Genomic DNA, 25,092 nt, shown 5'->3' with positions numbered 1-25,092 from the left:
TCATTTGCCCTTATGTTGTAATAGGGCTGGAAACAGCGTAAACTGCAAAAGATAGCTGAATTCCCGGAAAGGAGTGGCGGCTTGCGATGAAGGAGAAAATCCTTGTCATTGAAGATGAACAAACCATAGCAGATGCCATCACTTATGCCTTAACCAGAGAGGGTTATATGGCCGAGGCGGTGTATCATGGGGAATTAGCCCTGAAGAGGATCGATGAGCTTCAACCGGATGCCCTGATTCTGGACGTCATGCTCCCCGGCCTGGATGGGTATGAAATTTTGAAGAAGCTTCAAGGAAAAGGACGTGTTGGGGTCATCATGTTGACCGCAAAGGAAGACATCGTTCATAAAGTATTAGGTCTTGAGCTAGGTGCCGATGATTATATGACCAAGCCGTTTGACATGCGGGAACTGCTGGCCCGCTTGAAATCTCTGTTGCGCAGAATACAGACGGCAAAGCATCCCCCGGATTCAGATGAGATCAGCATTGGGGGCATCACGCTCTTTACAGATAAACGCACCGCTCTGGCAGGTGACCAGCCCCTTGAATTAACTCCGAAGGAATATGACTTACTCGCTCTGATGCTAGCTCATCCAGAAAGGGTCTACACCCGAGAGCAATTACTCAATTCAGTATGGGGAATCGATTATTTTGGGGGTACGCGTACGGTCGACATTCATGTTCAGCGTATCCGCAAGAAACTCGGTTCTCCTTTTGACAGTGTGGTTCAGACCGTCTACGGCATAGGCTACAAGGCCTTGGGAGGCAACCGTGAGAATTAGTATAAGAATTAAATTCAGCCTGTTTCTGGCCGCCCTGCTACTCCTTGTCGTATTTCTGCTCAGCTTACTGGTGCTGCGAGGCATTGAGAACAATCAGCAGAATCAATACGAACAATATTTAGCGCAGCAAGCCAAAACGGCGAATATGTATTTTATACAGACCATCCTTTCGGAAGAAAGCAAAGTCCCTGAAACCTTCCTCACCACCAAAGGCCAGGAGTTCGCCGAGGAGCTGGAGCTAATTAGCGGACAAGCCTTAGTTCTATATGATATGGCGGGAGAACCTGTCAGCCGCAAGACAACAACCTCCTCCCCGGCCAACATCAAGAGAACGCTCTCCTACGCCCTGGAGCATAAAACGGCTTATCTCGTGGAAGGGGATTCTCTCTTCTATCTGACACCACTTCGAGCAGGCAATGAGCAAGTGGGGGTTATACAATTCTATTACTCCCTATCCACCCATCAGGCCTTTTATAACGATATCCGGCAGTTGTTCATCTATATAGGCGCGGGTGTATTTATCTTGAGCTTCCTCGTCGGTAATATATATTTTAATTCCTTTGCCACAGGCATTATTAAGCTTAATCAACTGGTCGAACGGATAGGGAAGGGCCACTATGACACTACTACCCTCAGACGCAAGGATGAGATCGGCAAGCTAAGTCAAGGAATTCATGCGATGAGCGGACAGATCAAACAAACCATTCAGGGCATGGAAGACGAGCAAAATAAGCTCAAGCTCGCGGTGGACAAACTGTCCTTGCTGGACATTCAACAGAAACAATTCATCGGCAATGTTACTCACGAATTCAAGACCCCTCTTACCTCCATCAAGGCCTACATTGATCTGCTGGAGATGTATCCGGATGACGAGAAGCTGCTGCAGACGGCGATTGTCAATGTGAAGGGCGAGACCGAACGCCTTTATCAAATGGTCGATAAGGTCTTGCAGCTATCCGCACTGGAGAAATATGATTTCGAGCTTAAGCTTGAGAAGCTCGCGGTTAAGCCAGCAATCGAATCCGTACTGGGCAGCTTGAAGGGAAAAATCGATAAGTTTGATATTAGGCTCCATGTCGAGCTGGAGGACACCTACATCCAGGGGGACAAGGACAGCTTGACCCTTGTTCTGGTTAATTTACTGGACAATGCAATCAAATATAATAAAACGAATGGAAACATCTCCATCAAGAGTTACGTAGCCGCTGACCAGGTAGTTATTGAGATTGCCGATACCGGGATTGGCATTCCCCCCGAGCTGGCTGAGAAAGTATTTGAACCCTTCTACACCGTAGATAAGAATAGATCCAGGGAGCATGGCGGGGCCGGGCTTGGCTTGTCACTTACCCGGAAGCACGCAGAAATGATGCGAGGCTCCATCGCTCTGATTCATACCGGGCCAGAGGGTAGTCGGTTCAGGATGGTCTTTCCCGCATCTGATTCAGCTTGATCCGCTTTGTTTACAAGTTGGATACAATTGTTAACCTGATGGCTACATTTGTAGATTCCCACGAAACAAGTTCTTGATAATTTAATTATCGAGGAGGCGAAGAGAAAATGAAAACCATAACATTAACTAAAACGATCTGCATATTGACTGTCCTGCTTCTGGCCGCAGGATGTAACGGGGCACAAGACAATGGCAAGGTCACCATCGAGGAGCCAGGGAGTTCCATTACCATTATTGATGATGATAAAGGTGATGCTGGTGAGCCCGGAATTTCCATCGTGAAGATCGATGCCTATAAGGATGTGGAAATCTCGGATTGGCTGGATGAGAACACGCTCATCGTTGCGAGGGAGAATGAGTCCTTGGAAGAAATGAGCCTTGAAGAGTTGGCTAGTCATCACCCAAGGAGCTTATACAAATACAATCTGGCTACCCAAGAGTATACTTTGCTTAAAGAAGAGTCTAACCTGAATCTGGGCGGAGCAAAGCTCTCGCCGGACCACAAGTATTTACTTTATTCTGTAAATAGTCTGGGAGACCCGTCGTATGAGGTGCTTGACCTTGATAGTCTGAATAGCTCCAAAATTTCCGGAGAGAATGTCGGCAATGTAGGTAGCGCCTACTGGGCGGATCCGGATACTATTGTCGGGGCCGGGTATATGAATGGGGCTTATATCTCCGATACGAAGGGAAAAGCAACCTCTCTCTCGGAACTCGATCAGGAGGCCCTGTTTATTGTTAGGAAGGTCAAGGATACGGTTTATTACAATACTTCCAGTGACAATACACTGCAAGCTCTCAATCTGACTACCCGGAATATGACCAGCTTAGACCTGCCTAATGTGGGCGGCCTCTACCCATCCCCGGATCAGAACAAAATCCTGGTCTTGCAGTATAACGGAGCTAAACAAACATTATCGCTGGCAGATGCGGATGGAAGCAATCTTAAGCAAATAGCTGAGGGCGTCGAACTGGGCGGCATTTCCTGGTCCCCGGACCAACGGATGATTGCCTACAGCATAAAAGGCGAAGAGAACGGGGCTTCCGTCAGCGGCTTATACGTGCATGATCTTCTAGCAGGCGAGTCCACCTCGATTGCCGTGGATATTACAAATGCCCTAACTAGCTGGAGTCCTACCGGAGAGCAGCTTGCTTATGCACAGTGGGATGGGGAACAGTATAATAGCAGCATTGTTTATTTGAAATCCTCGTTACAGTAATTATTGTACTCCCCATGGAGAGGCAGGTGCTAGACTGACCTGTTCACTTCATGGGGAGCGTTTTAATGAGGCAGAACAATTAATAAGCTACTATCAGGGAGAACAGCCAGGCACGGTAACCCGCAGCTAGAGGCTCAGCCCATAGATACCCCACAAGGCCACCCAGCGCTAAATAGGGGCCAAAGACAATAACCGCTCCACGGCGGTATGCTCCAAACAAGGCTCGTAGCCCCGTCACTCCAAGGGCAAGCAGACTGGCTGCCAGTAGGGTAAAGACCACGGCATGTAGTCCCGCAAACAAGCCAATAACCGCAAGAAGCTTGATATCTCCTCCACCCATCACATCCTTGCCATAAAGCTTCCAGCCTAGCCAGGCTATGGCGTACAAGACACCACCGCCAGCCAGGAAGCCAAGCCCGTAATTCCACAGTGGCAAGGGATGAATCCATAACCGCAGCAGAACACCACTCACCATAGCAAACCCAATCAGCTTATCTGGTATAATCATCTCTTGCAAATCTGTAAGAGCAGCCGTGAGTAGCACGCTCGCCAAGACCAAGGCTACAATTAATTCCGGATCCACTCCCCACCATACTCCAAGCAGCATAAAAACAATGCAAGCAACGAGTTCTCCCAGGATATACCGGGCAGATATCCGGATACCGCAATAGCGGCATTTTCCTTTTAGTAGTAAATAGCTGGCTACTGGAATCAGATCAACGATCTGGAGCCGATGATGACAGTGCATACAATGAGACGGCGGGGCAATCACCGATTGACCCCGGGGTATACGGATTGCAGCTACGTTGAGAAAGCTACCTACCAGCAAGCCAAGGATACAGCAAAAGATAATGCCCGTAGCTTCAAAGCCTGATATGATCCACTCGTTCATGTCAGTTCGACCAATCCGGCCAATGCCTCCGCTGCCGCCTCTTCAGTTACCAGCCGCTTCAGCAGCAACTCGCGCACGGCGGTATCCATGCTTTGCATACCTTTGAGCTGGCTCGTATGCATTACAGAGCGAATTTGATGCACCTTCTCCGAACGAATCAGATTGGCAATGGCAGGTGTATTAATAAGCAGTTCCACGGAGGCTACCCGCCCACGGCCATTCTTAAGCGGGATCAGCCGCTGAGACATGACGCCCAGCAATACGGAGGATAGCTGCTGCCGAACCTGCTGCTGTCCTTCTGGCGGGAAGACGTTAAGGATACGGTCAATCGTCTGCTGAGCATCTCCCGTATGCAGTGTCCCAAGTACCAGATGCCCTGTCTCGGCAGCAGTTAAGGCAATCTGTATCGTCTCCAGATCCCGCATCTCGCCAATCAGAATCACATCCGGATCCTGACGCAGCGCACCCTTCAACGCTATGGCAAAGCTCTCAGAATCCCGGCCAATCTCCCGCTGGTTGAAGATGGATTGCTTATGAGGATGGACAAATTCTATCGGGTCCTCCAGCGTAAGAATATGATAATCGCAAGTATCATTGATATAATCCAAAATGGCTGCGAGACTTGTTGTCTTCCCACTCCCTGTAGGTCCGGTCACAAGCAGCAGACCTTGCCGCTTATTAGCCAGTTCGACAATAGCTGGTGGCAAACCAAGCTGCTCCAGCGAGGGAATTCGCGAAGCCAATAGCCGAATGACCAAGCTGACGGTTCCCTTCTGCAAGAACACGCTTATGCGGTAACGTGCCTGCATATCATCGGTGTAAGAAAATTCCGTCTGCCCCCGCTCATATAGTCGAACAAGTTGCTCTTCACTCATCAGTTGCTTGGCAATATCCTCCCCATCTCGGGACGTCAGCAGGGGAGAATTGGGCAACGGACGGAGCCGACCGTTCACCCTGAACATTGCATATGCTCCCGTAGTAATATGTATATCCGATGCCTGGACGTTCCTGGCAAAATTAAATAAGGTCTGCACGGTTATGACCATCGGCTTGTCCCCTCTTCAAGTAATCAAGATCAGTATAAGTTCCAAAGCGACAACGCTTTGCGCCTGGCCTTCTCCATGGCTTGCCCGGCTTCCAGGGCCGATTGAAATCGAGCTTGGCGTTCATACGCCAGCAGCTTCTTCATAATTCCTCTGGTTCTCACTGTCACTGCATGATTGCTTCTGTCGTCGGCCTGGGCGAAATAATGCAGCCTGCCCTGATTCAGCAAATAATACATAAAGGCACCAAGCCCATATAAATCCGTACGGGCATCCGACTGCTCATGCTCATATTGCTCGGGTGCGGCAAATCCCGTGGTACCCAGACGCACCGTATCCAGCAGCCCATCAGCCTTATACCATCTGGAACTGCCAAAGTCGATCAGGTGAAGCTGTCCCCGCTCATCCAGCAGTACGTTGCCCGGCTTCAAGTCCCGGTGAATGACTGGCTGAGGTAGACTATTGTGTAAATAGTCCAAAATGCCACATAGCTGTATCCCCCAGTCCAGCACCAGCGATTCATTCAGCGTCTTCCCCCTTGCCCGAAAGTGCTCCTGTATACTCATGCCCTGCACATACTCCATAACCAACCCTCCAGACGGCGCTGCCTCACTCGTGTCAATGATATCCACAATTGATGGGACAAAGGGATGCTGCACACCAACCAGGACATCCCGTTCCTGTATATAGCGGCTCTCAATTCCTTGTTTATATAGTTTGATTGCCCGTAGCCTGCCACAGAGCCTGGCGTCCTCAGCCAAGAACACGACTGCCTCCATCCCTTGCCCCAGTGGATAGAGGATGCGATACCGCGAGGCGAGCAAATCCGAATCCGAACCACTGATTACCATTTGCCAATCCACTGCCGTTCATAGGCTCCTGCCGTAAATACAAAATCCTGCCGCTTGAATGGTACAGGTATAGTCGTCTTGTAGGAGATGATCACCTCGACCATCTTATTGTCAAAGCTTACCTTCTCGACCTCAATACTGTCTTTGCGGAACAGGACATGGTCTTCAAACTCCTTCAGACGGACGTCAACCAGGATTGCCTTGCCCAAGCTGTCCGTCAATTCCTGAGAGCCGTTGCTGATGCCATTCAACAGCTCACCTAACCCGTTATCCGAATTAGCCTGCTGGGCGGCCTTGAAGAACTGCCTGTACGCCTCCACATTGGATTGTTCCTCGGCAAAGTAGAAGTAAGCTCTATCGAACAGGTTAGCAGCGCGGGCACTATAAGAGGCCGTGCTATAAGCAAGCTCATTGGAAAAAGCAAACACGACGGATAGCTTGATTAACGTAAGCAGAAACAATAGCAAAATCAAATAGGCCGGCAGCAAAATGCCCGATTCAAGAACCAAAGTTCCCTTAGCCCCTCTGCCAAAAGCCAGGAGTCTCTTCCCCACTAGAACCATCCTCTACCTGCTTAATAACTTAGCTGCATAGATTTGCTGAATTTATAGCGATTCCCATTCACCTGAGAGGTATCTCCTCCATAATCCACCCATTTAAATACCTGGGGCAAAAACCATAATCGCATAGACACATCCACCTTGGTATCAATTCGCGTATATTTGGTATAGAGATCATAACGAGGGTCCTTAATCTGGATAATGGATTGCAGCCGGTTAATTTTCTCTTCTGCATTGCTCTGGGTACCCAAGAAGAACCTCAAATAGTCCTTATACTTCCAGCCCAATTCAGGAAATCCCTTATACAAGGGGATACGTTCTCCCTTCTTCAGGCATGCCATATCCATAAAGGAGTCGAATATAGCCAGCACCAGCAAAATAATATAACCGATCCCAAACGGAATGGCCCGAATCGGCGCATATTCCTTGGCCACCACCATATGGGCAAAATTAAGCCCCAAACGCATCAGGTAGGTGTAGGCCATAACTGCCTTGTAGTTATCTCCCGGTGTATGGCTACCCTGAATGACATACTCGACCTCTTCATCAAACAGCAAATTATACACCGCGTAATCCGTTTTACTAATGTCTCCTGTCTTCATGCGCAGCAAGGTATACTCATTAATCAACAAGTTATCTCCGCTGTCCAGATTGGCAGCCAAGGAGACCATCTTCTCGTCAAGCATATCACCGCCGCCCTTGGCCGCATCGACCGGATCTTCTCCCATCCCGATTTCCTTCAGACTGACATCGCTGGAGGCTGAAGCAAATTTGTCATGGTAGCCCGCCATCTTGTTATATTTCTCCACATAGGATTGATAGTTGGCTGTAGTGGAGGCGAATTGACCCAGATTGAAAATATCGTCAAAGCAGTTGCTTACGCTATTAAACAGGCCCATAATTTCCGCTCTTTCCTTCCGGGCTTCATCACTCTCTCGCTTCAGCTTATCAATGGTATCCTTCACCAGGCTCATACTATTCTCAAATCCTTGAGAGAAGCCAATTAACTGCATGAATGATACGTAATCCTTCAACTTCTGGGCATCAAAGGTATCTGCCGGGGAATTCTCCACAGTAAAGTCGCCCGGATTAGACGCCTGTAAGAGGGTAGCAATTTTCTTCTCTATATCCTTCTTGGCCGTCTCCAGCATCTCCTTGGACCCGGAGAAGTTAAATGGCTCCTGATCCTCCCTGACTGGCTTACCACCATCAACGATCGGCGCCTTCCATTCATCAGCTCTGGTCTTCAGATTAGACATCGCTGTTTCTGCATCCTTAAGTCCCTTCTTAATTAATTCCAGATCCTTCGTTAGCTGGGAAGGGCCGCCCCCGCCACTGGCTGCTTCATTTTTCTTCTTATCCTTTAACTTATTCAGCTTGTCCTGCGCTTCCTTGACCATCTGCCCACAAGGGCTGCATGACCCAAAAAAACCAGCCTTGAGCTTGTCCCCAACAATCGACTTGGTATCCTTTTGGCGTGCCTCTGCCGCTTGCGATACATTGTCATAATTACCTTCATTCTGGCGGGTATTGTATGGATCACCGCCGTTATTGTGCTCATCAATCCGCTTGGAGGCGGCAATGGCCTTATCCAAATCTGATTGTGCTGCCGTCAAGCTTTTTAATTTGCTATGAATATCCCCGTAGGAAGTTGCAGAAGCCTCAATCCAGTTCTTGGCGATGATATACATGCCCAAATACGTATTAACACTTTCTTTAAGACCCGGGTCTTGCGCCACCTCCGCCAAATTATCCGTCTCCGCCTTATTGACCAAATCCAGATACTGTCTGTAGATGTCTGCTCGCAAATACATCAGTACATACGTAACAATAGGCGCGATAGGCAACTTGGTCGTGTAATTCATGCGAAAGCCCTTGGACATGGCATAGGAAATAAACTGTGGCGTCAATGAGCTGTCATTATATTTCTTATTGATGTCGTCCAGTCCCAGCTTCAAGCTATCTATGGCTTTCTGAATCGTCTCATTATCCTTCTCCATACGATCAATGGCTTTGGTTTCAGAGGAGTTGGACTTTAGCTTCTGGGCCATCTCGCTTAACGGGTCCAGCATGGCTAGTGAAAATTCAATAGGCCCCTTGTATTTCATATCGTCGAGCACCTGCATCGTAAATACATTACGATCCGCCAAAGTAAGGGATACATCCTCATTGCCGTTAAATGACGTGTCTTCCAATAGTACATTGAGGAAGTCCGTCTCACTGCCCTCTGGCACCGTTACGTTACGCTCTACAACATCCTTCAGCATGGCTTCCAGATTAGCGTCTTTAAATATATTTGTGCCGTAAATACCGTATTTCTCTTGAAGTTCACGATCATAATTGGACAGAATGGAGCGATTGGCGGCGGCCAGCGCGCGCTCCGTCTGCAAGTGGGCCGCCATCATTCTTGCATAATCAATCAATACAGCATCAAAAAAGAAGATTGCCGTCAAAATCATGAGTAGAAATAGAGACACGGAGCCCTTTTTATTCTTCCAAAATTTTCTCATGCCCATCCCTTCCCTAGGGTCGCCTACTTGATAAATGATAGAATAGAGTCAAAAATTTTCTTATAGGCTCCAGTCGTGGCGGAAATCGAATTTTTATCCGTTTTCAGCGCATAGCCAAAGGCGAAATCGATATACCTGGCAAATTCCGTGGAATCCATCACTTCCGACGTTGCTTTCGCTTGTAACTTGCCATCGCTTTGGAAGTCCGGCAGAAAGAAAGTAACGAACGGTGATACTTTGATGGGATGCTCCAGCTTGACCACCACAAACTGGCGGATCACCTTATTCTGAAACTCTACCGTGCCGGACATGCCTTCTGGTATCCCGCGGACGCCCCGAGCAATCTTCTGCTCCTGGATACTTCCGCCCTTGAAGTTGGCATGGCCCGTTTTAGGAATGGACACCTCGGTGCTGCCGTTGTCCAGAATTCGCCAATAGAGAGGTAATCGCCCCTCAGCGGGGCTTACATGCCAATACGTCACAATTCGTTCAGCAGCGACTGCCGCGTGAATATGCAGCGTAACCAACTGATACACGTAGAGAGCAAATACCAGAAAAGCTACATTCGCAAGCAACAAAATCGGAAAGATCAATGAAGCTTCGATGGTAAACGTACCTTTCTCTCCTTGCATCCATCGCCGGACTCCGCCGCTATTCATTGCACGATGAACCTTATTTGCGTTTTGCGCTGCGTCCAACAGTCTCCTCCAGCCAGCCTACAAGTTCGAAGAAGCCTTCCAAGGTAAAGGTAAGGGTCTGCTTCTTATTCAGGCTACCCATTTCAATATTCAGCTTGTTCTCCCCTTCGGTACATACTACTAAATATTGCTTGGTCTCCCCGTCAATATCTTCATTCCAGTTACACATATGTGTTTTGGTCATACGCTTGCGAATTTGCACCTCCTGCTCTGGATGGGTCCGAAGAATTCCGGGAACTAAACGATCGTTCTGTGCGGGAGCCTCGTCTATTGCAGCCCGAGAGGTTGCTGCCTCCTGGGCCGCCGCTACCGGAGCTGGCATCTGGGCCATCATGGTCTGCATCTGTTCAAACATCCGGGCCATTTTCTCCAATCCCCGGTCAATCTCTCCCGTGTTCTTGAAATCGTGTTCCTCCACCTTTACATCTTCCACCGCATGCAATGCTTCTCTCATAACTTCTTCCTCCTGCTCTTTAATAGATGTTAATTCGGCTAGCACCTCATGACCTGACTGTTCCTTCACTTCCGGCTGATCCAAAATCAAAATCTCCTTTTCCCAGCCTACAAGCTCCTCCTCAGCTTCCTCCCGTTCCATAACGGCAACTTGGGTGAATTGATCTGCCGAGGAATGATCCATCTCTGTCAAGGCACGCCGTTCAAGCTCCTTACGCGTGAAGTAAATACCATTATCCATATGAATGGCTTCTGACAGCCTTTGCGGTGACTCCAGTTCTACGGAAAAAGGGATATCCTGTATGGGCTTGACAACAGGCGGTTCCACATAAGGTACTTCTTCTACATTCTCTGTAATTGGCCAATCCTGATAAACTGGCTCCTCCTTATGCTCTTCTTGCTCTGGGGCAGCAGGAGCATCCGCCCTCCATGAAGCTTGCTGTGTGTCCCGCTCCACAACATGCTTGTCTATACATTCGCGTACATCCTCAGCATGAAATGGTTTGAGCAAATACCCCTTGGCCCCCAATCGAACAGCAGACACAATTAGCTCTTGCTGAGCACCGGAACAAATAACCACCATCGGAGCATCCAATCCAGCAGCAAGCAGATCACGGAGCAGGCGAATCCCCTCTTCCTCCGATGAGGACATGCTCAGAAAGATCATATCTACATCAAGCTCCCAGCACCGCTGAATAGCTTCCCCATTCAGGTCAAGCTCAGCCACCACCTTATGGCCTTGCTTGAGCAATAATTCTTTTAACAACTGCCTTGTAAACTTGGAATCATCAATTAGGGCAAATTTATAACTTGTCATAGTGCCTCCTGTCCACTTTCATAAGCCGTACGGCTAATATAAAGATTGAATTGCTTGGCAAGGGGAATCCCGGCAGGCGGGGTCTCATACAGATTGATATCATGGGTGATGCGCAGCCGGGAACTCTCCGGTGCAAGACCTGTCTGGGCACGTATCGCATAGCGGCTCCATACCGGCTCTGATTCTGCGACACCTGGGAGCGGAGTTAGTTCACCCAATACGGCATTAAGCTCCAGACCCTGGTCGGCATGTATTCCTCCTACCAGTCGAAGCCGCGAATACACACCATACAGCTTGATGGCTCCGTTCGCATAGAGATAAGCAGCAATCTCTGTGTCTGCGTTATCGTGGATATATTCTCCAATCTCAATAGACCCGGAGGCTGCAATAATCAATGGTCGACATGTTCCTTCGGACGGTTCCGAGCATCCCCTATTCATTGAACTTATATCCCGGAGCTCCACATTCCCATCCACATACACCGTGCCAAACAATTTGACTGCGCCATACACCTTCAAATCCCCACGTATAAACAGTTGCCCCCCTTCCAGGCGGAATCCGTCTCCAATTACCGCGTTTCCGTTAATGGCAAGAACTTGTCCTTCATCCAGTCGTACCGTCCCTTGAAGGTCAGCAACGACCAAATCCGGGTCCTGGTAATCCACGGTCAGCGAGCCCCCTTGCACGGTTAACTCAGAGCCTGGCTCCATGCTAAGCAGGCTGTTGGTCAGTAATATATCTGCTGGCCTTGCTCCAGTCGGCGGCCTGATTAGCGAACTACCACTAATCTGCGCCCACACCTGATCATAATGCCTCCAGCCCTCCTGCTCGGCATCGGCCAAGATCCATTCCGGCCATTCCACAGGCTCCGGTGGCACCTGACACAGAGCGCAAGCGTCAGTATAGCGACTCATAACAGCCTCCACCGCTTGATTTACCTCTACCCGCTCAGCTTGTTCAAGCGAAGTGTCCCGAACGGGCAGGGACCGTGCGTCAAAGGTCTGGCCCGATGAGTTAATCAAACGACCCGTTGCATTATAGAATCCTCTTAAGGCCGGTAAAGTGGTGGCTACCTGTCCCGTTTGACCCGGTTCCTTCAGAAAGGTGGCCTGATCCCCCAGCTGTACATCGCCTTGCACAAACATATCGCCTATGGTAAAAACAGCTCCATTCATGGTCAGCGCAGGCGGGCTGCCTTCCCGGTCTTCCATATTGGCCGATACTGCATACCGCATAACCTGGTTGATAGAGTTCACATACATGACGCGGCTCTTGGCTACACTGACGGTTGGCATCATATCCACCTTACCCGTGGAATACACTGTCACTTTACGTACATAAGGATAATCTGGCTCAACGCTTACTCGGCCTGTCGGCGTTGACTTCAAATCCGCTATCGGGTCACTGACAATTTTAATCTCGTAACTCTCGCGCGGCTCTGCTCCAGGATATGTCCCTTCCAGCGTAGATAGCAGGCTGTTTATTCCGTTCATGCCCAGCAGGTTCTGCTCCAGCAGTTCGGTCCGCTGCCGATAATTGGGCTCCGTCCGATTGGCGCTGGATACGACTTCGCGAAGGGCTACGGTGGCTTCGTCCAATCCCTTCTGCGCCAGGGATTCAGCAATAATTCTGGCTTCGCCAGCCGCGCTGGATTTAACGCCCTGGCTTACCACACCAAGCAACACAACACCGAGAATGATGAACAAGGTGACGACCAAGAGCGTAATTAACAAGGCAGAGCCCTTCTCTGAAGCTAGTATTCGGGGTCTAGTGTTCCTGTGCATCAATTGGCTCGCAGCAGCGGGATACGTGAATCAATTTTCATTTCCTTCTGCTCCTCCTTTTCCGTGACATTACGGTGCCCATATAACACAAGTAAATGGACGGCATCTTGATTACCCACAGCCTCCAAACGTCCTTCCCGGATACGGAAGCGGTGCCCCAAATCAAACGTTCTGGTCAGGTCTCCCGATTGCATATCTATTACCTCAATAACGCTTCTGCCATCGCCTTGATCGGGAATCATAGTCATCCGATACTGTTCCAAATATACCTCTGGGTCAGCAGAACGCTTAATGTAAGCAATAGATAACCGTTCTCCCGAACCAGGATCTGCAGGCACATTCTCCACATAAATGGCATCCTTTAGCTCCATGATCAGCTCGCTGAACAAGGCTTCTCCTTTACTGCGCATCTCGCCTTCAATTAGTACGCTCTTATAAATGGACAACGCCATGAATAACATGGAATAGGCAATGGACACTACCATGGAGAAAATGAAGATGGCTGTCAGCACTTCCAGAATCGACAGGCCCTTCTGATTGTTAAGTCGCTTCAATCTCGTCACTAACTTCATCTCCCAATGAGGTACGTATCCAGGGATACGGACTTGGTTGCTACCGGACTTCCGTCTTCTGCGGTCTGCCAAAAAACCGTCACCACCATCCGCAACAATGACTCTTCCATACGTAACGGGAACAAAAACTGATTAGCTGCATTGAGTTGCTGCAACCGTTCATCAGATCTGTTACTGATCTCCACTTGATACCGATACAGAGTCGAGTGAACGGATCCGCCTGCCTCATCAATCGGAAGATGGGGATCAAGCATTCCCTTGAACATGCCAGCCACTCCTTGTCCGGCATTCGCATCTGCCGACATAATCAGGGCATAGGCTCCGGGAGGCATCTCTTCTACTAATTGAGCGTAATAAGTCTCATATCTGCCTCCTGTCGGGAGAGGTTGCCGGAAGGCTTCCTTCAATTCCTCCGCCTTCAGCCGGGCCAGATTAGCGGCGATAGTTCGGTGGTTATTGTCGGCCGAGCGCTCCATCGCAGTGACGAAGTACCCCATGAAGGCAAGCGACACAATAGACAATATCGTGACGGCCACCAGGATTTCGATTAAAGTAAATCCATGCTCATTTCTCCCCGGAGCCGCAGCCGGACGCTTGGAGCTAGTATTTTTTCTGATCGTAATTGATGGCATAGTTTTTCCTTTGATCCGACTGGAAGGTGATGCCGTTAAACGGTGCTGCGGCCCCGCTATTGAAGGTCTGGACAATTCTGACCGTGATGTATTGTGTGCTTGCGGATTGACGCATGATATGAATCTTGTCAAACACAGCCGGCTTCCAGGGCTCGCCTGCCAGTGAATATTCCACTAGGGTCGTCATTCCCGGCATGCCGAACTTGGAGGCAATGGGGATTCTTAGCTCAGGATCTCCCCAGCGCAGCATGGCAATAACCGGTTTGTAAGACACCGTTGCAGCGGGCTGATCGACCTCAATCTCGAAGTCCAGTTCCGGCAACACCAGGATATACATCTCTTTTGTAGTAGATAGTCCACCCGTATTGGTTACTTTGATCACCATTTGATACCAGCCGTATTGCTCAAAGCGATGGCTTGCACTGCCTCCTCCGTTATTAAAAGCAAGGGTATAATTGGCACCATCCCGTTCCGGGTTAATTCGCTTTGTCTCGAAGCGTATTTCCTTGCCCGGCTCTTGCGCAAATCCGTATTCAATCTGCTCAATAAGGTCATCATAGGACTCCTGTCTGGAAGCCTTGATTGAGAATGCCGGCTCTTTTCCCCGAACAATAATAAAGTTGGCCCCTGTCACTACATCAGATTGATCATCATCAGGCACGGTCACCTCCACCTTTGGCGGATTTTTGGACTTGAACAAGATGCTCTTGCCTGCAATCACCGCCGTCCGGTTAGTCCCGTTCGCCTGGAAGCTGGTGGTAGCATCAGCTAGTCGATAAGTTCCAGGCAGCCCGGTGTAGATAAGCCGGATGTTGTTCTTCAAGGTAAGCTTGCCACTGTTATAAATAAAGTTGTCGATAGGTATTCGCAGCGTGCCGCCTGATAAACTCACGCCCTTGGGTGCCTCCGCCAATTGGTACCCTGCGGGGAGCGGCTGGTTAATGACGATATTTCGGTAATCTCCCCAAGGCTTTCTCTTGGCTTCGGTTCGTCTAACGAGGTCAGCAAATGCAGCCTCAGTACCCGTATAGTTCACGCCCCCATAAGAGCGGTCACTGCGATACATGGATAGATAGCGTTGTCCGCCACTTTTTTGCACGATATTCTCCAGCGCCTTTAAGCCCTCCCGGTAGTTCATCTCTTGATTGGCCGGGTCATCCAGGCGAATGAGATGCAGGGGAATGCCCATGGCAAGATACAAATTATCAAAGTCATAGGTGGCCTCCACCGCCTTCGTGATCTCTCCTGCCGTCTTGGAGTCGGTAGAATAGCGGGCTTCATATTTCTCATTAAAGATACGTGTATACGTATCGAAGCCCCCGTCGGTAATCAGAATCACCGCCGGTTCATAGTTGGGATCTCCATGCTCGCGCTCGTATAATACGTAATCCATCGTCTCATGAAGTACGCGCGTGACATCGGTATGTGTTCCCGTCACATGAAGCGAATCCGCCTTCTCAATCAAGAAAGAATAATCATTGGTCCGCTCAATAATATGCTCGTACACAATATGCTCGGAGAACGGAATGAACGTCACACGGGGTGCTTTACCTACCTGAGGCCCCGTTCGCTTTGTCAGAGGTTTGCTCTTAGTCCAACTGCTGACAAATTGATTTTCTCTCAAGCCCGATTTCGCATTAGTCTCATTACTAACTTTGGTTATTCCATAATAGTTTTCTTGCTGGTCATCGGGGTACAACTGCCTTAATTGCTGGATAAATGCCCTGATGCCATACCTAGCTGCATCGAGGCGTTGCGGACGATCCCCTCCAGGGGCATTTGGTGCATCTCGCTCCATACTCTTGGAGATATCCCATAATATAATGTAGTCCGATTGATCCCGCCGTTCGATCTCTATATTGGGTGTGAGTGAATATTCCAGGGTAAACGGGTCACCAATGTAGACCGTGGACGTAGGGGCCGCCAAGGTACCATTCAGTTGTGGATCCGTCATACGTGTAGAAGGACCCTCTACCCGGTTCTTGAAACTTAGGGCCGGTGCATTCAGATTTCTTGGATTCCGTGTACTCCAGTCCTCATTAACGGTATACTCCAGCTTCGCTTGGCCTAGCTGATGACGAGCCGGCTTGCCCTTATATACCAGCGTTACAGTCGCGCGTTTGGTATCCCTGCCTGATCCATAAGGATATTCGGTAAAGGATATTCTTAACTCGTTGTACTTGATTTCAACCTCATTATTGAACACATCGCCCTGATGAGAGACAATCGCGAAGCCATAAGGAATCGGCTGGACAATCTTGGGGAATTTAAAATTTGCCGATTCGGTAGGCCGAATTGTGTAAGTTAGCGTAAACTGCTCGCCTACGAATATATCCGTCTTGCTCGCAGATACACTCCCTTCCATTTGAGGCGAACCCGCCGCAGTCATGCTCTGCCCCGGAAATAAAGAAACCGTTAGCAGGACCAGTAACAACGTCAGGGCCGCCGTTCTTCTTCTCACAATCCACACACTCCCTCCGCCATCATTTTGGAATCCCCAATCTTGTAACCTTATAGGGGTTGTTCAAAAAGTCTGCTTCCTAGAACGAAGCTGTTCGAGAAAACTCAGTAAAGCAACTGTCTTCTTCCGGGTACTTCCTGTGGCGCTGCTGGCTTGGGGAATTGCCCGAAGCTCGCCAGTTCCGGTGCATAATAAGCAGCAATGATCAGTTGACAGGCGATCCTGGGATCTTTCACATTTTTCTTGAGAATATCTGCATTTTCTTGCACCACGCTTAACTCCAGCTTGTCCAGGGTCAATAGACGTGTCGATCCATGAATTTCTTCCAACAAGCGAACAAATTGATCATAAGTACCGTTCAGGCTTGTCGTCATCGTCACCTTGCGTAAGCCTGCCCCTACCTCTCCTGCCTGCTGATCAGCTATTCCGAACTGGTAGCCCTTCATCTGAACGCCACTCACCGTTTCCAACCGTTTCATCTGCTCCAGCATTTGATCTGTATATGCCTGCTCCGGAACGATCTGGCGAATTAACGCTAATTCATAGCTCCCCTTGGCAGCCTCTTCCTTAAAATTGCTGCTGTTACTCAGGAGCAACTGATATTCCTGCTGCTTGCGAAGTAACATCTGCGAAGCCACCTCACGTTCCACTTGGGAAGGTCGAACCAAATAGAAATAAGCAACTAGCAGCAAGAAAATCGCGCAACCAATAGTGAATGCCTTTCGCACTTGCGTATCTGCCAAAAATGTCATGGCGCTGCGTCACCTTCTCCCTGCTCTGTGCCTGACTCGGGCGAGCTTACCACTTGTATAACCAGCGTCGTTCTTAAGGGGGGTTCCACATTGTGCGATGCTCCACTCTGGCCTGGGTCAGAGACAAGAAGGCCTACCTTCTCGACATCACCCAACTCAGCAACCGTAAAATGTTCCGATGCTCGCAGGGATTGAACAAACTGAGCAAGTTCCCCTGTGGTTGCATACAAGGCCGTCAGCTTTATTGCGGATGTCCCTTCCATCGTCAGGTTTTGTACATTTACAAGCTCGGGCAAAATCTGAGTGAACTTTTCCAATAATGCAACACGATCCGGTTCATTATGCTTAAGCTGCTCGGCTAATTGCTGAATTTGCTGGACCGAAGGTTGCTTGGACAATTGAGTGGGCGCCTGTAATTCCGAGATTCGTAGTTGGATGCGATCCAGTTCTCCATTGATTTGGCTAGTTTGAATCATCGCACTTAACCATAACCAGGCCAGCAGCAACAAGATCATCGTGGATGCCGTGGCCATCGCCCACTTCTGCACTCGCTTTCTTAGAATACTTATGCCGGATTGGCTTCGTATAAAGTTAATCTCTATGGGCTTGTTCTCACGTTCCAAACTCCCCATGTCTATGCCCCTTTCATGGCCAGTCCGATCGGAACAATATAATCGTAGGGAGTATCTTCCGCCTGCTGAATCAGCAGTTGTAACGGTAATTGCTCAATCTTCCCTTTGAAAGATTTCTCAAGAAATTCCGCCACCATCTGCACTTTTCGCAAATCCCCAGCCAAATAGATGGTACTAACGTTCTCCTGCTGCTCCGATACCGAATAGACGTAATAATTAATCATGCGCACAATTTCAGCGGCAAGCATCTGTGTCGTATGATTCAAGTAATATTTCTCCATTTCAAGCTCGCCTTCAGCATGATGGGTCTGAATGGACCGCATGAATACAGGAACGCCCTCGGCAAAAATGGACAAATTCACCTCGTCGGCCTCCACATGAAGGATCGCGTACAGTGGGCTTAGCCCATGCAACCCATACTGATCCATGTTGTACAGCATTCGCTGCAAAGCCAGCGGTGCCAGTTCGACCGATGCAGGCAGGAGACCGGCCTGCTTGACCACATCAACATGCTGCTGCACGATCTCCCCGGAAGTCACGAACACCAGAACATCCTGCTCCTTGCCCTTTCGCTTGCGTTGTCCATCCGCTCCTGCCTCCGGTAGGTATGGGGGCCCTAAAGCGACATAATCGAACAAGAAGTCCTCAAAGGGCAGGAACTGCCAGGAATGAATTTCAACATCGACTTGCTTCCGCATCTCTTCATCACGAGCAGCCGGCAACGTTAAGCGCCGTAAAATACTCTTGCCTATGGGGACGGAGATATGCACCTTCTCCCCCTTCGTTCCGGAGTTCACAGCCAATCGTTCAATCTGAGCCGCCAGTTCCTCTGCCTGGTAGATCGTCCCCTTGGATACGATACCCTCTTCAAGCGGCAGCTCAGAGCAATGCTGAATCGTCAGGCTATTGTTATTGCCCTTCAGCTTGACCAACTTGATGAGGGTATCGGTAATGTACAGACCGCAGGCATGTCTGGGACGTTTGAGTGCAAACATGATAGGGACCTCCCTGGTAACTCTTAATTAGCAAATCCTATATCTCTGATCTGTTCCTCCGGGACATAACCAGCATAGCGAATTTCTGTGGCAACCTCGGCAAAAACCCTAATCGTCGCGGTGTCACTCGCCCCCTTGCGTAGCAAGTTAATGTCATAGGTATAACTAAGCGAGCCTGTTTGCTGCCCAATTCTTACAGCAGTCGCATCTGCATATTCCTTGGTTGGTTCCTGCGGGTCTTTGATCTTCTTCTCTAAATAGCCTTCATCCCGCAATTGCGCATACGTTATATCTTGAGTTGTCGCTCCTGAATCAGGCTTGAACCCTTCCGTAATCAGCTTATATCTTGCCGCGTCCACGATGATTTGCGCGTTGGCCCGGTGGGCATTTTTCTTGGTGTTATTAATGATCCCGCCAATGGATGGAATAGCGATGAGCGCGATAATGCCTAGAATAACGACAATGGCCAGCAATTCGATGAGAGTCAGGCCTTTTTGGTTTTTTAACGGACGAAATCGCTTGATAGCAACGGACTTTCCTTGCGTCAAAGTTACAGCTTCCATTAATAGCACTCCTATTCATATAGTTGGTTATTTGATGATTTGCTCATACAGCGAGAACATCGGGGTAATAATTGCTGCTACGATTACCCCTACCACGGCCGTCAATACCATCATCATCGCCGGTTCAATCAGCGTCTTGATTTGCTCGATGGCACGCTCCACATCCGATTCATAGTAGTCGGCCACCTTGGACAGCATGACATCCATCTGTCCCGTTTCCTCCCCCACCTGCACAACCTGATTGAACAGATCAGGGAAAAACCCGCTTTCACGGAAAGGCTCGGACATCTGCTTCCCTTGCATCATCTTCTCCCTTGTCCGCTGAAGCACCCGGGCCGCCGCTTCATTCTGCACCACTTTCTCCGATACAGACAGAATCTGTGTAATCGGAATCCCTCCGTAGAATAAAGCGGACATCGTTCGAGCCATACGGGCCAGTGTCGACTTCTTCAGTAGCGAGCCGAACAGCGGAATTCGGTATTTCAGGGAATCCAGCCAATAACGGCCTGTTTTTGTCGCAATGACCGCCCGGAACAACACCACTGGAACAATCAGCAGGGCAAGTACCCCATACCAGTAGGTTCCCAGCATGTTGCTTACAGCTACGACAGATTTGGTGATGACCGGAAGGTCTGCTCCTTGCTCGGCGAAGAGTTCCTCAAAGGTGGGCACAATGCTGCGGAGCAGGAAGACCACGACACCCGCGGCTATAACAAGCACGATACAGGGATACGTTAACGCAGAGCGCACCTTGGCTAACGACTTGCTGTCCTTCTCATAGTGATTGGCCATATGATCGAGAATGTCGTCCAGATTGCCACCCACTTCTCCAGAGGCCACCATGTTGATAAACATGGATGGAAAATCCTTGGGACGTTTGGCTAAGGCATCCGAGAGCTGAAGCCCTGCGCGCAGATGATCCAGCACTTCAGACAAGGCTCGCTTCATCAGCCTGCTCTTCGTCTGATTAGCGAGCAATCGCAAAGCTTGATCGATCTGAATACCAGATCGAATCAGCGTAGCGAACTGGCGACAGAACACGACGAACTCCTTCTTGCTGATACTGCTGCCGAGTCGAATCTCCAGATCCAACACCGATTTCTGCTTTTCTTCCAGCGATTTCACCATCAAACCGCCGTTGCGCAACTCCAAGATGGCCTTCTGCTTGTTCTGGGCCCACAACATACCGCGAATGCTTTTCCCCTTCTTGTTCACCGCTTCATATACAAAGCTTGGCATAAGCATCTGCTCCAATTCTGATATCATTCACTGAAGGCAGCCTTCAACACTTCCTGTACATCGGTCTGTCCCGCGAGCACCTTCTCCAGACCATCAACCATCATCGTCCGAAAAGCTTTGCCCTCCAGCAGTTGCTCAAACTCGCCGCGGGTCCGGTTCTCCACAATAGCAGTACGAATATCGGCATCAATAGCCAGCACTTCATGAATACCAATGCGGCCATGGTATCCAGTCTGACCACACACCCCACATCCCCTTGCCTTCATTAATTGAAGCTGCTGGGCATCTTGGGAAGAGATGAGACTATGAGAGACCAGCAGTAGCTTCTCCTCTTCCGTCGCCGGAGTTCTGGTCGCACAATGACTGCACAATCTGCGCACCAGCCGCTGGGCAGTCACGCAAGCAAGTGAGGAAGCAATCAAGTAACCCTCTATGCCCATATCCTGCAAACGATTGATGGTGCTTAGCGCATTGTTGGTATGAATCGTGCTCAGCACCAAATGACCGGTTAATGAAGCCCGAACCGCGATGGCCGCCGTCTCCGGATCACGTATCTCACCAACCATAATGACGTTCGGGTCCTGACGTAATATGGACCGAAGGCTGGAAGCAAACGTCATGCCGATCTGTGTGTTCACCTGCACCTGCGTAATCCCATTGAACCGGTATTCGACCGGATCTTCAACGGTAATAATCTTGATCTCTTCATCCTTCATTTCACGCAATATGGAGTACAGGGTGGAGGTCTTCCCGCTTCCAGTTGGTCCCGATATCAGGATGATCCCGTTAGGCAACTTACTCATCTTCTGAAAAATTTGCAAATTACGTGGGCTAAAACCCAATTCATCCAGCCCTTTAATGCCTGCCGATTGATCCAGCAAACGGAGTACGATGCTTTCCCCATTCACAGCGGGCAGTGTAGATACCCGAATATCGATTCTTCTGCCCATGATTTGCAATTGGATATTGCCATCCTGGGGCAAGCGCCGCTCCGCGATGTTCAGCTTGGCAATAATTTTTACCCTTGTCGTCAGCAGGGCTTGCATATTCTTGGGTAGCTCACGCTCCAGACGCAATTGCCCATCTATCCGGTACCTGATCTTGACGCTCGTCTCATCCGGCTCAATATGAATATCACTGGCCTTAAGATTGACTGCGGCATGAATCATTTGATTGACCAGTTTGATAATAGGCGCATCGCTGCTCTGTGCATCCGGTTCCTCTTGCTCTTGGGCAGCTTCAGCCGCTGTTTCCTCCACCCATTCGTCAAACTCGCCTTGCATGCCGTAAAATTTGCTAAGGGCCTGCTCTACCTCCGAGCGCAAACCAAGCAACGGTTGAATCTCTTTACCCGTAATCAATTGAAGCTGTTCAATGACCGAGAAGTTCAATGGATCAATCAACGCAATTTGCAGCTTATTCTTTACCAGAGCGATTGGAATAGCTTCATATTCACGCGCTGCTTCTTCTGGAAGAAGCTTCACCGCTTGCGGATCAATGTCTATGTTGTACAGATGAACCAGCGGAAAACCTAATTGAAATTCCAGAACCTCCGCCAGCACTTTCTCGGTAATAAAGCTCTTCTCCAGGAATATTTCACCTAGCCGTTGCTTCGTGTCCCGTTGCTGCTGCAATGCTTCCTCAAGCTGGGCCTGAGAAATAATCCCGCTGGTTACCAGAAGCTCCCCCAGTTGCATCAAGGGTTGCCTCCGCTCTCGCCAGTCCGTGTAGCTTCGCTTGACCGCTTCGGCTCATAGATCAGATTCGCTTGTGGCGCATAATAATTTTGATACAGGAGTTCCATGCTGTCATCGGAAACGGCGTATACATGGACAAGCCGGCCTGGATAACCTGGAATGGTTCTGCTCTTGGTCCCCAAGGCATGATCCTCTACCTTCAGATCTCCCTGTGCAAACTCTTCTACTTCTACCTTGATCTCTCTCTTCTTCCACAAGGAAGGCCCATACCCCATCCATTGAAAGGATGCCTGCCCTCCATGGACCTCGACCTTGCCACTAACCTCGTAATTATGAGGATTTCGCAGTGTAAAATCCTGTTGCCCTTGGCGGAATTCCAAATCATACCCTGACTCGGCCATGGCTGGCAGAACGGGATGGGTGGCACGCTCGCCAACCTCCAGTCCTGCTTGAAGACCCGTCTGTAACAAGAGGGAACCGATCTGCTCCAGATCAGTATCCGCTGGCTTGGCCTGTCCGTCATCCGCTAATTCCTTGAACCATTGATCCAGGGAAAAGACATTGCCCGCTTGAATGACAAGTTCATCGAGCTCCTTGGCCCACTGCAGCATCGCATCATTCTCCAGACTGACTTTCTCTGAGAGAGACATTGCCTCTGTCGAAGGGGGGATAGCTTGTGAAGTTGGCTGTGCTGACAATTTTTCAAAGGCCAACACTCGCAACCCCTGCCCTCCATCATTCATTAAAGCTGGGAGCCACATCACCACCGCAATCAGTAGCGTAAATTTAAATAATCGTTTCATCGAATCCTCCTGCTCCATCTGTCAAGGCAGCCAGTAGATGATCGTTGAAGACAAAAGGCTGCTCTCCCTTTAGAGAGTAGAAAAATTGAAACTCTGTTTGTGCAATCAGTAACTTGTCATCATTATTCAGTAGATATTCACGATAGGGTGCGAGACGGGTTCCGTTGAGAAAGGTTCCATTTCGCGATCCCAAATCCCTGACGATGTTCTTGCCAGATTTCTTGATAATCTCCAGATGAGTACGGGATACCCCCTCCACATCTTCGCAATAATGGACCACGTCCTCCTGACTGCCGATGCGAAACACATCCTTATGTACGGCAATCCGTTCTACCAATCCCTCGCGGCGTACCACCAAATAGGATAAGGCCTTTTTATCTTCCTCCGAATCGCTGTTGTCGAAGCCTAGTAGTCCCGTGCTGTGGGAGCCGCTATCCCCCAGCATGCTTGTGAACAAAGGCAGAGCTTCATAATAATTTTCCGTTGGCACTTCCGGACCGACGATACGAACCGGCTCAGGCTGATGTGGCACCTGCGGGACGCTTCGTTCCCTGTGCGATTGATCCTTGATATGTTCATCGCCTTCATGCGCCCCTCCAGAAGAAGGAGCCGCCGGCCCTGATTCGGAATCCGGTACCGGGGCCGGTATCTTCCTGCGCTTGACCCATTGATAGCGAACCAGCAAAACCACCGCCAGTAGTACAAGCAGCCAGTATAGACTAAGCCAGCCAGCATTGCCCTTCTCCAGCACATCCTTCAGCACCAGCGCAGCACCAATGGCCAAGGCTGCCAAGGCGATATTACGAAGCTGGAGCTCCCGCTTGGGATCGATGGGCTTCAGCCATCTGCCTCCCCCCTGCTTCTGTCCTTTACCCGATTTATTGCTTTTTTTAGTAGCCTTCTTGGGCTTGATATCCAGGGCCCGCAGCAAAGGATCCTCTGCTTCATGGGAAGCGTTCTGGGTTGCTGTCTCATGCTGCTCCTTTGGCCTTCCCGGCGACAGCATCGCTTCGCGTTCCATGGCCGTTGACAGTTTCCCCACACTGGAATCCGCCTGCTCGAAGCTTGGCGTTGACGTCGGCTGTACTTGCGCATCATCCGTTCGCAGTTCTAAACGATGCAGCAGTTCTTGAATCCCCGCCAAGGTGAAGCTCTCGGTATAAAAATATTGCAAGATAGCTTGGAACCCCGCCGCATTCATCCCATCCACAAAAGCAATCAAGGTCGTCGCCAATTGCTTCAGCCGCTCCGGTACGGAGCCAGTCAGCCCTACATTTTCAGTAGGCAGATAGACAAAGTAAATATCCGTCAACTGTTCCCCAACAAAGATGAAATTCTCATGGAGCACATGCTTGTCCTCATCGAGCATATATTTCTTGCAGTCTGATAACATCAGCACCGTTCTGAGCAAGATGTCATAATACTCGGACATACTCATACGTCGATATTTCAATACCTGTGATAGCATCTTTGTACCGCTGATATTATAGCGAAGCCTCAGTTTCAAATCTTTTTCTTCAAATTCAATGGGGAGCAGCCGCTCAATGCTGTATTGCTGCAGCATTCGCACCTGGACAGCATTTAGCTCTTCACCCCGAATTCCTTCCTGATCGTAGAACACCAGGTAACTGCCGTTTTGCTCAATAAATTCAAAAAACAATTGTCCCAAGCTGTTCACCTCAAAAG

General features: G+C 49.5%; 22 protein-coding genes. 3 read left to right on the top strand and 19 right to left on the bottom strand.

The window, feature by feature from the left end; translation table 11 throughout:
• The first annotated feature begins 86 nt into the window (after positions 1 to 86).
• The 3 genes from AC1VOR_RS20690 (at position 87) to AC1VOR_RS20680 (ending at position 3,452) form a co-directional block, all read left to right on the top strand.
• Positions 87 to 782, top strand: coding sequence for a response regulator transcription factor (locus AC1VOR_RS20690; protein WP_482620671.1), 696 nt, complete (start codon positions 87 to 89; stop codon positions 780 to 782).
• Positions 772 to 2,232: a sensor histidine kinase gene (locus AC1VOR_RS20685; RefSeq protein WP_482620669.1), complete on the top strand. Its 1,461-nt coding sequence runs from the start codon at positions 772 to 774 to the stop codon at positions 2,230 to 2,232. The genes AC1VOR_RS20690 and AC1VOR_RS20685 overlap by 11 nt, the downstream gene beginning before the upstream one ends.
• A gap of 107 nt (positions 2,233 to 2,339) precedes the next feature.
• Complete coding sequence (locus AC1VOR_RS20680; protein ID WP_482620667.1) at positions 2,340 to 3,452, top strand: TolB family protein; 1,113 nt, start codon at positions 2,340 to 2,342, stop codon at positions 3,450 to 3,452.
• 79 nt (positions 3,453 to 3,531) lie between these two features.
• Here the strand turns inward: AC1VOR_RS20680 and AC1VOR_RS20675 are convergent, their stop codons facing one another.
• From AC1VOR_RS20675 to AC1VOR_RS20585, 19 genes are all read right to left on the bottom strand, one after another.
• On the bottom strand, positions 3,532 to 4,344 hold the full coding sequence (locus tag AC1VOR_RS20675) for a prepilin peptidase (protein WP_482620666.1): 813 nt from the start codon (positions 4,342 to 4,344) through the stop codon (positions 3,532 to 3,534).
• A complete protein-coding gene (locus tag AC1VOR_RS20670; RefSeq protein ID WP_482620664.1) occupies positions 4,341 to 5,390 on the bottom strand; it encodes a type IV pilus twitching motility protein PilT in 1,050 nt (349 codons plus the stop codon). Before AC1VOR_RS20670 ends, AC1VOR_RS20675 begins: the two co-directional genes overlap by 4 nt.
• 29 nt (positions 5,391 to 5,419) lie before the next feature.
• Positions 5,420 to 6,250 (bottom strand): serine/threonine protein kinase, encoded by an 831-nt coding sequence (locus AC1VOR_RS20665; protein ID WP_482620663.1) that lies wholly within the window; start codon positions 6,248 to 6,250, stop codon positions 5,420 to 5,422.
• Entirely contained in the window at positions 6,232 to 6,792 is a 561-nt protein-coding gene (locus tag AC1VOR_RS20660; protein ID WP_482620661.1) for a vWA domain-containing protein, read from the bottom strand. The genes AC1VOR_RS20665 and AC1VOR_RS20660 overlap by 19 nt, the downstream gene beginning before the upstream one ends.
• 20 nt (positions 6,793 to 6,812) lie before the next feature.
• The gene (locus AC1VOR_RS20655; RefSeq protein ID WP_482620659.1) at positions 6,813 to 9,308 is read right to left on the bottom strand and encodes a DUF5702 domain-containing protein; all 2,496 of its coding nucleotides are present in this window, start codon (positions 9,306 to 9,308) and stop codon (positions 6,813 to 6,815) included.
• Positions 9,309 to 9,331: 23 nt separating this feature from the next.
• Positions 9,332 to 10,006: a hypothetical protein gene (locus AC1VOR_RS20650; protein WP_482620657.1), complete on the bottom strand. Its 675-nt coding sequence runs from the start codon at positions 10,004 to 10,006 to the stop codon at positions 9,332 to 9,334.
• Positions 9,981 to 11,276 (bottom strand): response regulator, encoded by a 1,296-nt coding sequence (locus AC1VOR_RS20645; RefSeq protein WP_482620655.1) that lies wholly within the window; start codon positions 11,274 to 11,276, stop codon positions 9,981 to 9,983. The genes AC1VOR_RS20650 and AC1VOR_RS20645 overlap by 26 nt, the downstream gene beginning before the upstream one ends.
• Complete coding sequence (locus AC1VOR_RS20640) at positions 11,273 to 13,009, bottom strand: hypothetical protein (protein ID WP_482620653.1); 1,737 nt, start codon at positions 13,007 to 13,009, stop codon at positions 11,273 to 11,275. The genes AC1VOR_RS20645 and AC1VOR_RS20640 overlap by 4 nt, the downstream gene beginning before the upstream one ends.
• 50 nt (positions 13,010 to 13,059) lie before the next feature.
• Positions 13,060 to 13,623 (bottom strand): type II secretion system protein, encoded by a 564-nt coding sequence (locus AC1VOR_RS20635; RefSeq protein WP_482620651.1) that lies wholly within the window; start codon positions 13,621 to 13,623, stop codon positions 13,060 to 13,062.
• A 5-nt stretch (positions 13,624 to 13,628) separates the two neighbouring features.
• Positions 13,629 to 14,264, bottom strand: a complete 636-nt coding sequence (locus AC1VOR_RS20630) for a type IV pilus modification PilV family protein (protein ID WP_482620649.1) — start codon at positions 14,262 to 14,264, stop codon at positions 13,629 to 13,631.
• A complete protein-coding gene (locus tag AC1VOR_RS20625) occupies positions 14,233 to 16,725 on the bottom strand; it encodes a vWA domain-containing protein (RefSeq protein ID WP_482620647.1) in 2,493 nt (830 codons plus the stop codon). The genes AC1VOR_RS20630 and AC1VOR_RS20625 overlap by 32 nt, the downstream gene beginning before the upstream one ends.
• Before the next feature lie 104 nt (positions 16,726 to 16,829).
• The gene (gene pilO, locus AC1VOR_RS20620) at positions 16,830 to 17,477 is read right to left on the bottom strand and encodes a type 4a pilus biogenesis protein PilO (RefSeq protein WP_482620645.1); all 648 of its coding nucleotides are present in this window, start codon (positions 17,475 to 17,477) and stop codon (positions 16,830 to 16,832) included.
• Positions 17,474 to 18,109: a PilN domain-containing protein gene (locus tag AC1VOR_RS20615; protein ID WP_482620644.1), complete on the bottom strand. Its 636-nt coding sequence runs from the start codon at positions 18,107 to 18,109 to the stop codon at positions 17,474 to 17,476. Before AC1VOR_RS20615 ends, pilO begins: the two co-directional genes overlap by 4 nt.
• Positions 18,110 to 18,111: 2 nt before the next feature.
• The gene (pilM, locus tag AC1VOR_RS20610) at positions 18,112 to 19,104 is read right to left on the bottom strand and encodes a type IV pilus biogenesis protein PilM (protein ID WP_482620642.1); all 993 of its coding nucleotides are present in this window, start codon (positions 19,102 to 19,104) and stop codon (positions 18,112 to 18,114) included.
• Between the two features lie 23 nt (positions 19,105 to 19,127).
• Positions 19,128 to 19,667 carry a prepilin-type N-terminal cleavage/methylation domain-containing protein gene (locus AC1VOR_RS20605; RefSeq protein WP_482620640.1) on the bottom strand — a complete coding sequence of 180 codons (540 nt, stop codon included), beginning with the start codon at positions 19,665 to 19,667 and terminating at the stop codon, positions 19,128 to 19,130.
• 27 nt (positions 19,668 to 19,694) lie between these two features.
• Positions 19,695 to 20,906 carry a type II secretion system F family protein gene (locus AC1VOR_RS20600; RefSeq protein ID WP_482620638.1) on the bottom strand — a complete coding sequence of 404 codons (1,212 nt, stop codon included), beginning with the start codon at positions 20,904 to 20,906 and terminating at the stop codon, positions 19,695 to 19,697.
• Between the two features lie 23 nt (positions 20,907 to 20,929).
• Positions 20,930 to 22,603 carry a GspE/PulE family protein gene (locus AC1VOR_RS20595; protein WP_482620636.1) on the bottom strand — a complete coding sequence of 558 codons (1,674 nt, stop codon included), beginning with the start codon at positions 22,601 to 22,603 and terminating at the stop codon, positions 20,930 to 20,932.
• The gene (locus AC1VOR_RS20590) at positions 22,603 to 23,406 is read right to left on the bottom strand and encodes a hypothetical protein (protein ID WP_482620635.1); all 804 of its coding nucleotides are present in this window, start codon (positions 23,404 to 23,406) and stop codon (positions 22,603 to 22,605) included. The genes AC1VOR_RS20595 and AC1VOR_RS20590 overlap by 1 nt, the downstream gene beginning before the upstream one ends.
• Positions 23,390 to 25,075 (bottom strand): DUF6382 domain-containing protein, encoded by a 1,686-nt coding sequence (locus AC1VOR_RS20585; protein ID WP_482620634.1) that lies wholly within the window; start codon positions 25,073 to 25,075, stop codon positions 23,390 to 23,392. Before AC1VOR_RS20585 ends, AC1VOR_RS20590 begins: the two co-directional genes overlap by 17 nt.
• Between the last annotated feature and the right edge of the window lie 17 nt (positions 25,076 to 25,092).

The sequence above is a fragment of the Paenibacillus sp. 1SOY10 genome (genome assembly GCF_056836745.1).
This window is presented reverse-complemented; position numbering and strand designations above follow the sequence as displayed.